Raw genomic sequence first — 13,538 nt, 5'->3', positions numbered from 1 at the left:
CGTCAGCTCGCGTCGGCGAACGCCGCGTCCATCTTCTTCGCCGCGTCGTCCGAGGCGGCCGCCACGTCCTTACGGCCGCTGACGATCTCCTGGAACATCGTCGGCAGGACCAGCGAGGCGTCGATCTGGCCCCAGGCCGGGGAGGCGGGGACGAACTTGGCACCCGCGCCGAGCGTGTCGACGAACGGCCCGACGAACGGCTGCCGCTTCGCGACCGTGGCCCGTACGTCCGTGTAGGTCGGCAGGAAGCCCATCGCGTCGAACATCTTCGCCTGCGTCTTCTTGCCGGTCAGCGACTTCATCAGGTCGACCGCGAGGGTGCGGTGCGAACTGCTCTTGAGCACGCCGATGTTGTTGCCGCCCGCGAACGCCGGGGCGATCGAGCCCTCCTCGACGCCGGGCAGCGGCACGACCGCGTACTTGCCCTTCACGCTGCCGGCCTCCACGGCCGCGTGGCTGAAGTCGCCGCCGATCGCCATGGCCGCCTTGCCGGACGCGAAGGCGGTGACGGTCGCGTTGCCTCCCATGGCCGCGCACTTGGCGGCCGGGCAGTTGTCGTCGCCGAAGAGCGAGGTGTAGGCCTCGATGCCCTTGCGCGCCTTCCCGCTGTTGATGGCCGACTCGTAGCTCACGCCGGTCTCCTCGGCCAGCTCGCCGCCGTGCGCCCAGATGAAGGGCATCGCGCCGTAGGTGTACGCGCCCCCGACCGCGAGGCCGTACAGCTCCGGCTTCTCCCGGTGGACCTTCTTGGCGGTGGAGATCAGCTCGGCCTGCGACTTGGGGGGCTTGATGCCGAGGTCCTCGAAGACGTCGGTGCGGTAGTACAGCGCCCGTACGCCGACGAAGAGCGGCGCCCCGTACACCTGGCCGCCCACGGTCACGGACTGCTTGGCGGCCGGGTCGGTGTCCTCGGCCTCGTCCCAGGCCGCGAACTCCTCGCTCACGTCCGCGAGTCCGCCGTCCTTCACGTAACCGGCCGTGTCGGTGTTGCCGTACTCGATGAGGTCGGGGGCGCTCCCGGGGTCGTTGAAGGCCGCCTTGATGCGCTGGGCACGGGTGTCGACCGGTATGTACTCGACCTCGACCTTCGCCCCCTCGTGGGACTTCTCGAAGTCGGCGACGGCCGCGGCGACGACCTTCTCCTTGGGCTTGTTGCCGACTTCCTGGAAGAGCCATACGCGGAGCGTGCCGCTCTTCTCGTCCCCCTGGGCACTGGTGTCGGAGGTCTGCGGTGCACAGGCGGTGACCGTGAGGCCCGCCAGCACCAGCGCGGCGGCCGGGGCGGCAATTCGGGCTGAGAGCTTCATCCGGAACCCTTACCAATCAGTCGTTGCATTCTGTGCAACGCGCGTTTCGTTCTGCACAACTGGCAGGAGAGTAAGGGCGCACCAGCACCGGGACAAGTGGTCTCAACCACTCTGTGACCACCGGATGCAGCCCGTGCAACGCGTCGCACGTGCAGCACCTCACCGGCTCCGGGGAGCGCGCCGGGCGTCCGGGCACGCGAAAGGCCCCCGGGGCGCGCATCTCTGCGCGCCCCGGGGGCCGGAGCCCGAAGGCCTGGGGAGGGTGGGCGGGGACTACTTCTTGCCGCTGTCCTTGCCGCCCTTGCCCTTGTCCTTGTCGCCACCGGCGCCCATGGACTCGTAGATCTCCTTGCACATCGGACAGACCGGGTACTTCTTCGGGTCGCGCCCCGGGACCCAGACCTTGCCGCACAGGGCCACCACGGGAGTGCCCTCCAGGGCGCTCGCCATGATCTTGTCCTTCTGGACGTAATGGGCGTAGCGCTCGTGGTCGCCGTCGCCGTTCGACACCTGCGGCGTCGGCTCTACGAGGGTCCCCGTACCTGCCCCGCGCTCGGGCTCAAGAGTGCTCATAACTGCCAAGCGTACTGAAAACTCCGAGCATCAGTTCAGCGAAGGGTCGTCCGGATACGTCGCGATCATCGCCAGTTCGCTGCGCTGGCGCCGCAGAACGGCCCGCCAGAGGTTCTCCGGGCGCGGCGACGACACGTCGCCGGGCTCCGACTCCACCACGTACCAGGCACCGTCGGTCAGCTCGGTCTCCAGCTGGCCGGGCCCCCAGCCCGCGTATCCCGCGAAGATCCGCAGCGACCCGAGCGCCGCCGCCAGCAGCTCCGGCGGAGCCTCCAGGTCCACCAGACCGATCGCCCCGTGCACCCGGCGCCAGCCCAGCGGGCCCTCGTCCCCGGGGATCACGGCGACGCCCAGCGCGGAGTCGAGCGAGACCGGCCCGCCCTGGAAGACCACGTCCGGCTCACCGGTCAGGCTGGCCCAGGACGCGAGGATGTCACCGACGCCGACGGGGGTCGGGCGGTTCAGGACAACACCGAGCGAGCCCTCCTCGTCGTGGTCGAGGAGCAGCACCACCGCGCGGTCGAAGTTGGGGTCCGCCAGGGCGGGTGCGGCCACGAGCAGTCGCCCTGTGAGCGAGGACACCTCGGTCATGGCAGAAATGATCCCGCATCTTCGCCCTCCGCGGGGGTCAACCGGCCCGCCCGGTCCCGGCGGATGCCCGCACGCAGCTCAGGGCGCACGGGAGCCGCACAGGCGCACGGGGAGCGCATGCGTGCCGGCGCGTCGCACGGCCTTTCCGGCCGGTGACCCTCCGCAAGGAATGCCGAGCAGAACGTGTCGGTGCCGATCCAGGACGCTCGTCCACCCCCCTGTGCCTTACGGAACGGGGGTGGGTGGCCATTACCCTTTTCGATGGCCCCCTGCCCGACCACTCCGGAACGCGAGATACATGACCGGCACAGACGATGTCCTGCTTGTCCACGGCGGCACCCCGCTGGAGGGCGAGATCCGCGTCCGAGGCGCCAAGAACCTGGTGCCGAAGGCGATGGTCGCCGCGCTGCTCGGCAGCGGGCCCAGCCGGCTCCGCAACGTGCCCGACATCCGCGATGTGCGGGTGGTCCGGGGACTGCTGCAGCTGCACGGTGTAACCGTCCGCCCCGGTGACGAGCCGGGCGAACTCATCCTCGACCCGTCGCACGTCGAGAGCGCGAACGTCGCCGACATCGACGCCCACGCGGGCTCGTCGCGCATCCCGATCCTCTTCTGCGGCCCGCTGCTGCACCGTCTGGGCCACGCGTTCATCCCGGGGCTCGGCGGCTGCGACATCGGCGGACGGCCGATCGACTTCCACTTCGAGGTGCTGCGCCAGTTCGGCGCGACCATCGAGAAGCGGGCGGACGGCCAGTACCTGGAGGCCCCGCAGCGGCTGCGCGGCACCAAGATCCGGCTGCCCTACCCGTCGGTGGGCTCCACCGAGCAGGTGCTGCTGACCGCCGTCCTCGCCGAGGGCGTCACCGAGCTGTCCAACGCGGCGGTCGAGCCGGAGATCGAGGACCTCATCTGCGTACTGCAGAAGATGGGCGCGATCATCTCCATGGACACCGACCGGACGATCCGGATCACGGGTGTCGACCGGCTCGACGGTTACACCCACCGGGCGATCCCGGACCGCCTGGAGGCGGCTTCCTGGGCCTCGGCCGCGCTGGCGACCGAGGGCAACATCTATGTGCGCGGCGCCCAGCAGCGTTCGATGATGACGTTCCTCAACACCTTCCGCAGGGTCGGCGGCGCCTTCGAGATCGACGACGAGGGCATCCGCTTCTGGCACCCGGGCGGCGCGCTGAACGCCATCGCGCTGGAGACGGACGTCCACCCCGGCTTCCAGACCGACTGGCAGCAACCGCTCGTGGTGGCACTGACGCAGGCCGCCGGCCTGTCCATCGTCCACGAGACGGTGTACGAGTCCCGGCTCGGCTTCACGTCGGCGCTCAACCAGATGGGTGCACACATCCAGCTCTACCGCGAGTGCCTCGGGGGCTCCGACTGCCGTTTCGGGCAGCGGAACTTCCTGCACTCGGCGGTCGTCTCCGGGCCCACCAGGCTCCAGGGCGCGGACCTGGTGATCCCGGACCTGCGCGGCGGGTTCTCGTACCTGATCGCCGCGTTGGCGGCCCAGGGCACGTCCCGGGTGCACGGCATCGACCTGATCAACCGCGGCTACGAGAACTTCATGGACAAGCTCGAGAAGCTCGGCGCGAAGGTCGAACTGCCGGGCGGCTCACTCGTCTGACGCCGCGCCGGATGCGCGCTCCGGCGCACGCACAGTGCTGCCGCACACAGCATTGCGCACCACAGCCCGCCGCCCCGGTCCCCCGCAAGGGGACCGGGGCGGCGGGCTTCTTCATGGGCCCGCACGGGGCCTGGCCACCCGGAGGCCGTTCCACGGTCCCGGTCCGCCCCGATCGGCCCCGGTCGGCCCCACAAGCCCCGCAGATGGCCCGTACAGCCCCGTACGGGCCATAAGTGGACTCCAGGGGCTCCCCCGGGCGTCGCGGCGCCTCACAGCGCCTGCGCGGTGGGGGTGCGCGTGACCCCGGGTACGCCGAAGGGCGGCCGCCCCGGTCGGGACGGCCGCCCTTCTTGATGCCTTGGGGGCCTTACTTGCCCTTGGCGGCTTCCTTGAGCTTCGAGCCCGCGGAGACCTTCACGCTGTAGCCGGCCGGGATGTTGATCGGGTCGCCGGTCTGCGGGTTACGAGCGGTGCGAGCGGCACGGTGGGTGCGCTCGAAGGTCAGGAAGCCGGGGATGGTGACCTTCTCGTCGCCCTTGGCGACGATCTCGCCGACGGTCTCGGCGAGGGCGGCCAGAACGGCGTCGGCGTCCTTGCGGGTCACCTCGGCACGGTCGGCCAGGGCGGCCACCAGCTCACTGCGGTTCATGTTGTTACTCCCGTGTTCTTCTTGCCTGTGAGGCGTGAGATCGAAGCCGATGCTGCCAGGGCCCTCTGACAGCCCCCGGACCCGGGTCTGATGTCAGACCCTCGCGCCCGAATACGCATCCTGCCCCCACCTGCGGCGCTAACGCCAATCCGGATCCCCTGGACGTCGCACGAAAAGCACCACCATTTCGCCCGTGGTGACGTTCCGTCGACTTCTTGCAGCGGTCCGCAGCGGATGCCGGGCCTGTGGGGCTCGCTGCCCGCCCACCCTAAAGGGGCGTTTGGGACGCCGCGACCCGCGACGCGCCGTACGGGGCGCCCGGACGTGAGGTAGGGCACCGTCCGCGGGAGCCGTGGCCGGCCCCCGCGGGCGGCGTGTGTTTACGCGGGGCCGGGCGTGGCCTCAAAGACCCCGGCCGCCTTCGCGGCCTCGCGGACCGCCCCTGCGACGGCTCCGGCGACCTTGTCGTTGAACACCGACGGGATGATGTAGTTCGCGTTCACCTCGTCCTCGGCGACGACGTCGGCGAGGGCGCGGGCCGCGGCGAGCATCATGTCCGTGTTGACCGTGCGGGACTGAGCGTCCAGCAGACCGCGGAAGACGCCCGGGAAGACCAGTACGTTGTTGATCTGGTTCGGGAAGTCGGAGCGCCCGGTGGCGACAACTGCCGCCGTCTCGCGGGCGATCGCCGGGTCGACCTCGGGGTCCGGGTTCGCGAGCGCGAACACGATCGCACCGTCGGCCATCGCGGCGACGTCGTCGCCGTTCAGGACGTTGGGGGCGGAGACACCGATGAAGACGTCGGCGCCGACGACGGCCTCCTTGAGGGTGCCGGTGACTCCCTCGGGGTTGGTGTTGTCGGCGATCCAGCGCAGGGGCGAGTCGGGGTCGGCGGAGACCAGGTCCTCGCGGCCCGCGTGCACCACGCCATGGATGTCCGCCACCACCGCGTGCTTGACGCCCGCGTCGATGAGCAGCTTCAGGATGGCCGTGCCGGCCGCTCCGGCGCCGGACATGACGACCCGTACGTCACCGATGGCCTTGCCCACCACGCGCAGGGCGTTGGTGAGGGCGGCCAGGACGACGATCGCGGTGCCGTGCTGGTCGTCGTGGAATACGGGGATGTCCAGGGCCTCGCGCAGCCGCGCCTCGATCTCGAAGCAGCGGGGGGCGGAGATGTCCTCCAGGTTGATGCCCGCGAAGCCGGGGGCGATCGCCTTGACGATCTCCACGATCGCGTCGGTGTCCTGGGTGTCCAGGCAGATCGGCCACGCGTCGATACCGGCGAAGCGCTTGAACAGGGCCGCCTTGCCCTCCATCACGGGGAGCGCCGCCATCGGCCCGATGTTGCCGAGGCCGAGCACCGCGGAGCCGTCCGTCACGACCGCGACGGAGTTGCGCTTGATGGTGAGGCGGCGGGCGTCCTCGGGGTTCTCGGCGATCGCCATGCAGACCCGGGCCACACCCGGGGTGTAGATCATCGAGAGGTCGTCACGGTTGCGGATGGGGTGCTTCGACGCCATCTCGATCTTGCCACCGAGGTGCATCAGGAACGTACGGTCGGAGACCTTGCCGAGGACGACGCCCTCGATGTCGCGCAGGCCTTCGACGATCTCGTCCGCGTGCGAGGTCGAGGACGCCGCGATGGTGACGTCGATCCGCAGCTTCTCGTGACCGGAGGCGGTCACGTCGAGGCCGGTGACCGAACCGCCGGAGGACTCCACGGCCGTGGTCAGCTGGGAGACCGCTGTGCCGCTCGCGGGCACCTCCAGCCTGACCGTCATCGAGTACGAGACGCTGGGCGCCGTTGCCATGGCCGAGTCCTTCGCTTTCCTTAGCTTCATTACTGCGCACGCAGCGGGGGCATCGCCCCGCACGTGCGTTCCGATCGTCGCACCTACCGACCGGTAGCCGGTAATGACTGCCACGTTTCGGAATACGTTTTCCACTAAGCGAGAACTCACCCGTCCGGCGGAGCCTCCTCGCCGGCCTGCGGCCCCGCCCCGAACACGAACAGACCCGCGCCACCGGTAGGTGACGCGGGTCTGTCTTCTTCACTTGGTGGCACCGGCCCGCCATGCTCGCCTCGCGGCAAGTGGTCGCTCGAAGCGACGAAGGTTGGGCCCGGGGGCTTGGATCGAACCGGTGCCGACACCAGGCTAACAAACACCCCGCAGAAGTGATTCCTGTGCGACGGGTTGACTCGAAAAAAGGAACCGCCCGCCTGCGGCGACCCCTCCTCCTCAGTCCCTCAGCAGGTCCGGCACGCCGTCCTCGTCCGGCATGTCACGCTCCCCCGACACCACGGTCAGCTGTTGCGTCGCTCGGGTGAGGGCCACGTACAGCACCCGCAGCCCCGCCGGTGACTCGTCCGCGATCTCCGCGGGCGAGACGACCACCGTGGCGTCGTACTCCAGCCCCTTCGCCTCCAGGCTTCCCAGCGCCACCACGCGCTCGCCCAGCTCCGCCAGCCAGGCGCGGGCCTCGGCGCGGCGGTTCATCGCGACGACCACGCCCACGGTGCCGTCCACCTCGGCGAGCAGTCTGCGGGCCTCCTCGCGGACGACCGCCGCGAGATCCCCGTCCCGTACGGTCTCGAAGCGCGGCTTCACGCCCGTGGAACGGACCGCCGCCGGCGACTCCATCCCGGGCATGGCGAGGGCCAGCACCTTCGCCGCGAGCTCGGCGATCTCCGCCGGGTTGCGGTAGTTCACCGTGAGGGTGAACCGGCGTCTCGGCCGGTTGCCGAGCGCCTCGTCACGGGCGGCGGCCGCCTCGTCCGGGTCGGACCAGGAGGACTGCGCCGCGTCGCCCACGATCGTCCAGGTGGCGTGCCGCCCGCGGCGGCCGACCATGCGCCACTGCATGGGCGTCAGGTCCTGCGCCTCGTCGACGATGACGTGGGCGTACTCGGTGCGCTCCGCCGCCAGCCGTTCGGCCCGCTCCCACTGGGTCTCCTCGCGCTGCGGCATCAGCTCGTCGAGACCGGTGAGCTGGTCCAGCGGATCGAGCTCGCGCTTCCTCTTCGGGCGGTGGGGGGTGCCCAGGAGCGTCTGCAGCTCGTCCAGGAGGGCCACGTCGTGGACGGAGAGCGAGCCCTTGCCGTCCTCGTCCAGCCGCTTCAGCGAACGGGCCAGACGGCGCACCTCGCCCTGGTTGAGGATCCGGCGCGCCCACCGGCCCAGCCGTCGCTCGTCACTCATGGTGGCCAGCACCTTGCGAGGGGTGAGTTCCGGCCACCAGGCGTTCAGGAAGGTGAGGAACGGGGTCTCGGTGGAGACGTCCTCGTCGAACGAGGAACGGAGCTCCGCGGCCAGCTCGGGGTCCGTGTAGCGGCCCCGGCCCGACGACTTGCTCCACAGGGCGTCCAGGAGCAGTTTGCGGGCGCGCGGGCGCAACAGGTTGACGGGCGCGGTGCCGCCGAGGACGTTGTGCCGGATGCGGCGGAGCTCGTCCGCGTTCAGCTCGACGCGGGCGCCGAAGGCGACCACCCTCAGCCGGGTGGGGGTGCCCTGCTCTCCCGGGGCCTCCGCCTCGCCGAACGCCAGCTGCCCGTCCTGGGCGGCGGGCCGGGGCGCGGAGTGCTCCAGGGCCCCGCGGGCCGCCTTGCGCAGCACGTGCAGCATCCGGGAGGAACCCTTGATCCGGGCCACGGCGGGCTCGTCGTACGTGGTCGCCCCCTCGACGCCCGCCGCCTCGTCGGACAGCGAGCCGACGGCCCTGATCGCGACCTGGCCCTCCTCGCCGAGCGAGGGCAGCACCCCTTCGGTGTACGCGACCAGCAGCGGGGTCGGCGAGACGACGAGGATGCCGCCCGCGTACCGGCGCCGGTCCTGGTAGAGCAGGTACGCGGCCCGGTGCAGGGCCACCGCCGTCTTGCCGGTGCCGGGCCCGCCCGAGACCTCCGTGACGGAGGCGGCGGGGGCCCGGATCACCAGGTCCTGCTCGGCCTGGATGGACGAGACGATGTCCCGCATCGTGTGGCTGCGGGCCTGGCCCAGCGCCGCCATCAGGGCACCGTCGCCGATGACCGGCAGCTTGTCGCCGCCCAGGTAGGCGGTCAGCTCCGGGCGCATCAGGTCGTCCTCGACCCCGAGGACCCGGCGGCCCTTGGAGCGGATGACCCGCCGGCGCACGACCCTGCCCGGGTCCTTCGGCGTCGACCGGTAGAACGGCGCGGCGGCCGGAGCGCGCCAGTCGATCACCAGGGGCGCGTAGTCGGAGTCCAGCACTCCTATGCGGCCGATGTGGAGCGTCTCCGCGATGTCGGCGGCGCTGTCCTCCCGTACGGCGTCGTCGGCGGGCTCGACGGAGGTGAAGGCGCCGTCCGGGCCGCGTTCGCCGTCCTTGCCGAGCAGCAGGTCGATCCGGCCGAAGAGGAAGTCCTCGAACTCGCTGTTCAGCCGGTTGAGGTGGACACCGGCGCGGAAGACCTGGGCGTCGCGCTCGGCGAGCGCCCCCGGCGTGCCGACCTGGCCCCGTTTACTGGCGTCGTGCATGAGAAATTCCGCCTCGTGGATCTTCTCTTCGAGGCGGTGGTAGACCCGGTCCAGATGTTCTTGCTCGACACCGATTTCCCGGTCCCGCAACGAATCGACAGCGGCATCCTGCGCGGCCACCGAGGCCCCCTTCTGACGTGCATTGGGCAGCCGTCAACCGTACGCGAAAGGGGGCCCCGCGCGCACCTGCCGCCCCGATGACGTTTAGGCGTCGATCTCCACCGGCCGCTCGCCCGCGAGGGTGCGGACCTCGTAGCGGTCGATGCCCTCGCGCGCCGTCGCCGCGCCGCCGCGCACGTGCCGACGGGGCCTGGGCACTCGCGTGCGCGGAGCCCCCGATCCCGCATCCCCAGGCCGGCACGGACCGGGAGGTGACGGTCTCCTCCTGGTCCGTCCTGGAGACGGCGACCAGGTAAGCAGGGCGGCGCCGGCCGCCCGTTCCGGGCGCCGTAACGTATCCGCATGGATCACGGAACAGTCACTCTGACGGCCGGGCCGCTGCTGCTGCGCCCCTGGCGTCCGGACGACATCCCCGCGCTCCTCGCGGCGTACGACGACCCGGCGATGCGGCACTGGCTGCGCACCCAGGTGTCCGACGCCGCGGACGCGGAGCGGTGGATCGAGGTCCAGCGGGAGGGCTGGGCGTCCGGCAGCCGGCTCAGCTTCGCCGTGACGGACACGGCGCGGGAGGGCGAACTCGTTGGCAACCTCGCCCTGAAGCGCCCCGTAGCCGGTGCGGAGAGCGCCGAGGCGGGCTACTGGACCTCGGCGGCGGCCCGCGGCCGGGGCGTGGCGTCGCGGGCGCTCGGGGCGCTCACCGACTGGGCGTTCACCGCGTTCGCAGGGGAGGGGCTGCGGCGGCTGGAGCTGCTCCACCAGGTGGACAACGAGGCGTCCTGCCGGGTCGCGGAGAAGTCCGGCTTCGCGCTCGCCGAGGTCGTCCCCGCGCTGCCCCCGCAGTATCCGCTGGACGGCCACCGGCACGTCCGGCACGCACCCCCCGCACCGCGGGGAACGCTCAGCGCCCCGGCGGGCCGTCGTGCAGGATCCGCTGGAACATCCGGTGGTCCTGCCACGCGCCGTTGATGTGGAGGTACCGCGGCGCCGTGCCGATGTGCTCGAACCCGGCCTTCGCCAGCACCCGTTGCGAGGCCGTGTTGTCCACGACCGTCCCGGCCTCGACGCGGTGCAGTCCGAGCACGTCCCGCGCCGCCTCGCAGACCCGGCCTACGGCGGCGGTCGCCAGCCCCCGGCCCGCCCGGTCGACGTCGACCCAGTAGCCGAGCCGGGCGTTGCGGAACGGCCCCCGCTCGATCGAGGCGAGCGTCATCGCGCCCACCACCCGGTCCTCCTCGTCGGCCAGCACCCAGGGCATGGCCCGCCCGGCGTCCCGGTCGGCGAGCAGCCCCGCCAGGCGCCGGGCCTGGCCCTGCGGGGTGTAGAAGGCCTCGGGCCGCACGGGCTCCCAGCGGCGCATGTACGCGCGGCTGCGGGTCAGGGCCTCGGCGAAGGACTCGGCGTCGCCGAGCGTCGCGGGCCTCAGCCGGACGCCGGCGGCCAGCGGGTGGACGTCATCGATCATCCCCGCACGGTACCGACCCGTCAGGCGTCAGCGTACTTGGTGTCCGCCGACGGGTCCAGGGCCAGCCGGTAGCCACGCTTGACGACCGTCTGGATCAGCCTCGGCACGCCCAGGGCCGTACGGAGCCGGGCCATCGCCGTCTCCACCGCGTGCTCGTCCGTTCCACTGCCGGGCAGGGCCCGCAGCAGGTCGGCGCGCGAGACCACCCAGCCCGGTCTGCGGGCCAGCGTGTGCAGCAGGGCCATTCCGGCAGGCGGCACGGGACGCAGGGCGCCGTCGACCAGCACGGCGTGACCGCGGATCTCGACCAGGTGTCCGGCGACCGGGAGCGTACGGGCACGGGCCGGCAGCTGGGCGCAGAGCAGCTGGACGAGCGGGCCGAGCCGGAAGCGCTCCGGCTGGACGGTGTCGATGCCCCGGGCCTGCAGAGGCAGGGCTGTGACCGGGCCGACGCAAGCCGTCACGACATCGTGGCGCAGGGCGGACAGCACCTCCGGGAGGAGTCCGCGGGCCTGGGCACGGTTCAGGTACGAGGCGGCGGCCGGGGCGCTGGTGAAGGTCACGGCGTCCAGGCCGCGGGCGACCGTGACGTCCAGCATCCGGTCGAGGGGTGCGATGTCCTCGGGCGGCATCCACCGGTACACCGGGACGCCGACGACCTCGGCGCCGGCCTCCCGCAGCGACTCGACGAAGCCGGGCAGCGGTTCACCGTGCAGCTGGAGGGCGATCCGGCGGCCGGCGACTCCCTCGCCCAGCAGCCGGTCCAGGACTTCGGCCATCGATTCGGACCCGGGCGACCAGGCCTCGGTGAGCCCGGCGGCCCGGATGGAGCCCTTGACCTTGGGGCCGCGGGCGAGAAGCTCGACGCCCCGCAGCAGGTCGAGGAGCTGGTCCCCGATGCCCCAGCCGTCGGCCGCCTCCACCCAGCCCCTGAAGCCGATGGCGGTGGTGGCGATCACGATGTCGGGGACGTCGTCGATCAGTTCCTTGGTGGCGGCCAGGAGTTCGCTGTCGTCCGCGAGCGGAACGATCCGCAACGCGGGTGCGTGCAGCACCGCGGCGCCCCTGCGCCTCAGGAGCGTCCCGAGCTCCTCCGCGCGACGGGCCGCGGTCACCCCGACCGTGAAGCCCGCGAGGGGCCCGTGCTGTGCGTCGTCGTGCATGGCGTGATACCCGGCTCTCGTCCCGCTGCTGCTCGATGGTGCGGAGGTCCGAGCCTGCCAACCCCGCGTGACAGACTCGGTTCACTCACATTTCCCCCCCGTTACGGCGCATGACGCCCGATGGCCACCCTCACACCTCGGCATAGCTGAGCCGGGGCTTCGCCGACACCGCCGCGGTCCGGCGAAGGTATACCGCCCACGTGAGGGTGAAGCAGACGGCGTAGAAGGCCAGGAAGGACCAGAAGGCGGCCGTCCCGGTGCCCGAGGTCGCGAACGACTGACGGAAGGCGAGGTTGATCGCGAGGCCTCCGAGTGCCCCGATCGCCCCGATGAGGCCCATGGCCGCACCGGACAGCCGTCGCCCGTACGCCGCGGCCTCCTCGCCACGCAGGCCCTTGCTGATCGCCTGGGCGTGGAAGATGCCCGGGATCATCTTGAACGTCGAGCCGTTGCCGAGCCCCGTCAGCACGAACAGCGCGATGAATCCGATGAGGAAGACACCGAGCGACTCGATGCCGGAGGCGTATACGACGACACCGGTCGCGCCGGCCATCGCCGCGAAGTTCCACAGGGTGATCCGGGCGCCGCCGTACCGGTCGGCGAGCCAGCCGCCCGCGGGCCTGATCAGGGAGCCGAGCAGCGGGCCGATGAAGGTGAGCGACGCGGCCTGCAGCGGGGTCCGGCCGAACTGGGTCTGCAGGACGAGGCCGAAGGCGAAGCTGTAGCCGATGAACGAGCCGAAGGTGCCGATGTAGAGCACCGACATGATCCAGGTGTGCGGATCGCGTACGGCCTGGAGGGCGGCCCCGGTGTCGTTCTGGACGGGCCGGAGGTTGTCCATCCGGAAGGCGGCGCAGAGTGCGGCGACGATGATCAGCGGTACGTAGACGCCGAGCACGATCCGCGGGTACGCGGCGCCGGCCGTGCCGATCACCAGCAGGCCGACGAGTTGGACGACCGGCACCCCGATGTTGCCGCCTCCCGCGTTGAGCCCGAGCGCCCAGCCCTTCTTGCGCAGCGGGAAGAACGCGTTGATGTTCGTCATCGAGGAGGCGAAGTTGCCGCCGCCGATGCCGGTGAGCGCGGCGACGACGAGGAAGGTGGTGTACGAGGTCCCGGGCTCCATCACCACGAAGGCGGCGATGGTCGGCGCCAGCAGCGTCAGCGCGCTGACCACCGTCCAGTTGCGCCCGCCGAACAACGCGACCGCGAAGGTGTACGGCACCCGGACGAGGGCCCCGACCAGGGTGGCCGTGGAGATCAGGAAGAACTTCCCGGCCGGGTCGATCCCGTACTCCGGGCCCATGAACAGGACCATCACGGACCACAGGGACCAGATCGAAAATCCGATGTGCTCCGAGAGCACGGAGAACCACAGGTTCCGCCGGGCGACCCGCTCGCCCGTCTCGCGCCAGAAGGTCTCGTCCTCCGGCTCCCACTGCTCGATCCAACGACCGGCCATCACGCGCCTCCACAGGGGTCGGGGTGTTGTGCCGCCGACGCTAGGGAACGCGCGTTTCGGTGCGGTGCCGCGA

General features: G+C 71.3%; 11 protein-coding genes. 2 read left to right on the top strand and 9 right to left on the bottom strand.

Features of this window, described 5'->3' with window-relative positions:
- Positions 1-2: 2 nt before the first annotated feature.
- The 3 genes from AB0F38_RS00300 to AB0F38_RS00290 form a co-directional block, all read right to left on the bottom strand.
- The gene (locus AB0F38_RS00300; protein ID WP_361884631.1) at positions 3-1,307 is read right to left on the bottom strand and encodes an extracellular solute-binding protein; all 1,305 of its coding nucleotides are present in this window, start codon (positions 1,305-1,307) and stop codon (positions 3-5) included.
- Positions 1,308-1,580: 273 nt separating this feature from the next.
- Positions 1,581-1,880 (bottom strand): DUF3039 domain-containing protein, encoded by a 300-nt coding sequence (locus AB0F38_RS00295; RefSeq protein WP_014155978.1) that lies wholly within the window; start codon positions 1,878-1,880, stop codon positions 1,581-1,583.
- A 30-nt stretch (positions 1,881-1,910) separates the two neighbouring features.
- Positions 1,911-2,471 (bottom strand): YqgE/AlgH family protein, encoded by a 561-nt coding sequence (locus tag AB0F38_RS00290; RefSeq protein WP_361884630.1) that lies wholly within the window; start codon positions 2,469-2,471, stop codon positions 1,911-1,913.
- A 298-nt stretch (positions 2,472-2,769) separates the two neighbouring features.
- Between AB0F38_RS00290 and murA the strand changes: the two genes are divergently transcribed.
- Complete coding sequence (gene murA / locus AB0F38_RS00285) at positions 2,770-4,110, top strand: UDP-N-acetylglucosamine 1-carboxyvinyltransferase (protein ID WP_361884629.1); 1,341 nt, start codon at positions 2,770-2,772, stop codon at positions 4,108-4,110.
- Between the two features lie 367 nt (positions 4,111-4,477).
- Here murA and AB0F38_RS00280 read toward each other — a convergent pair whose 3' ends face one another.
- The 3 genes from AB0F38_RS00280 to AB0F38_RS00270 form a co-directional block, all read right to left on the bottom strand.
- Positions 4,478-4,759, bottom strand: a complete 282-nt coding sequence (locus tag AB0F38_RS00280; RefSeq protein ID WP_003968811.1) for an HU family DNA-binding protein — start codon at positions 4,757-4,759, stop codon at positions 4,478-4,480.
- A 380-nt stretch (positions 4,760-5,139) separates the two neighbouring features.
- On the bottom strand, positions 5,140-6,573 hold the full coding sequence (locus tag AB0F38_RS00275; protein ID WP_361884628.1) for an NAD-dependent malic enzyme: 1,434 nt from the start codon (positions 6,571-6,573) through the stop codon (positions 5,140-5,142).
- Between the two features lie 429 nt (positions 6,574-7,002).
- Entirely contained in the window at positions 7,003-9,378 is a 2,376-nt protein-coding gene (locus tag AB0F38_RS00270) for a UvrD-helicase domain-containing protein (RefSeq protein WP_361884627.1), read from the bottom strand.
- Positions 9,379-9,720: 342 nt separating this feature from the next.
- On the opposite strand from AB0F38_RS00270, the gene AB0F38_RS00265 reads away from it, so the two are divergent.
- Positions 9,721-10,344, top strand: a complete 624-nt coding sequence (locus AB0F38_RS00265) for a GNAT family N-acetyltransferase (protein WP_361884626.1) — start codon at positions 9,721-9,723, stop codon at positions 10,342-10,344.
- Here the strand turns inward: AB0F38_RS00265 and AB0F38_RS00260 are convergent.
- The 3 genes from AB0F38_RS00260 to AB0F38_RS00250 form a co-directional block, all read right to left on the bottom strand.
- A complete protein-coding gene (locus tag AB0F38_RS00260; protein WP_361884625.1) occupies positions 10,277-10,840 on the bottom strand; it encodes a GNAT family protein in 564 nt (187 codons plus the stop codon). The two genes, AB0F38_RS00265 and AB0F38_RS00260, sit on opposite strands and share 68 nt — an antisense overlap.
- A gap of 20 nt (positions 10,841-10,860) precedes the next feature.
- Complete coding sequence (locus AB0F38_RS00255) at positions 10,861-12,003, bottom strand: uroporphyrinogen-III synthase (protein ID WP_361884624.1); 1,143 nt, start codon at positions 12,001-12,003, stop codon at positions 10,861-10,863.
- A gap of 130 nt (positions 12,004-12,133) precedes the next feature.
- Positions 12,134-13,465 carry a nitrate/nitrite transporter gene (locus AB0F38_RS00250; protein WP_361884623.1) on the bottom strand — a complete coding sequence of 444 codons (1,332 nt, stop codon included), beginning with the start codon at positions 13,463-13,465 and terminating at the stop codon, positions 12,134-12,136.
- Between the last annotated feature and the right edge of the window lie 73 nt (positions 13,466-13,538).

Origin of the sequence: Streptomyces sp. NPDC025273, from assembly GCF_040638585.1 — a bacterium.
GTDB lineage: Bacteria > Actinomycetota > Actinomycetes > Streptomycetales > Streptomycetaceae > Streptomyces > Streptomyces cinereorectus.
Note: the sequence above shows the minus strand (reverse complement) of the source record. Positions and strands in the feature narration are given on the sequence as shown.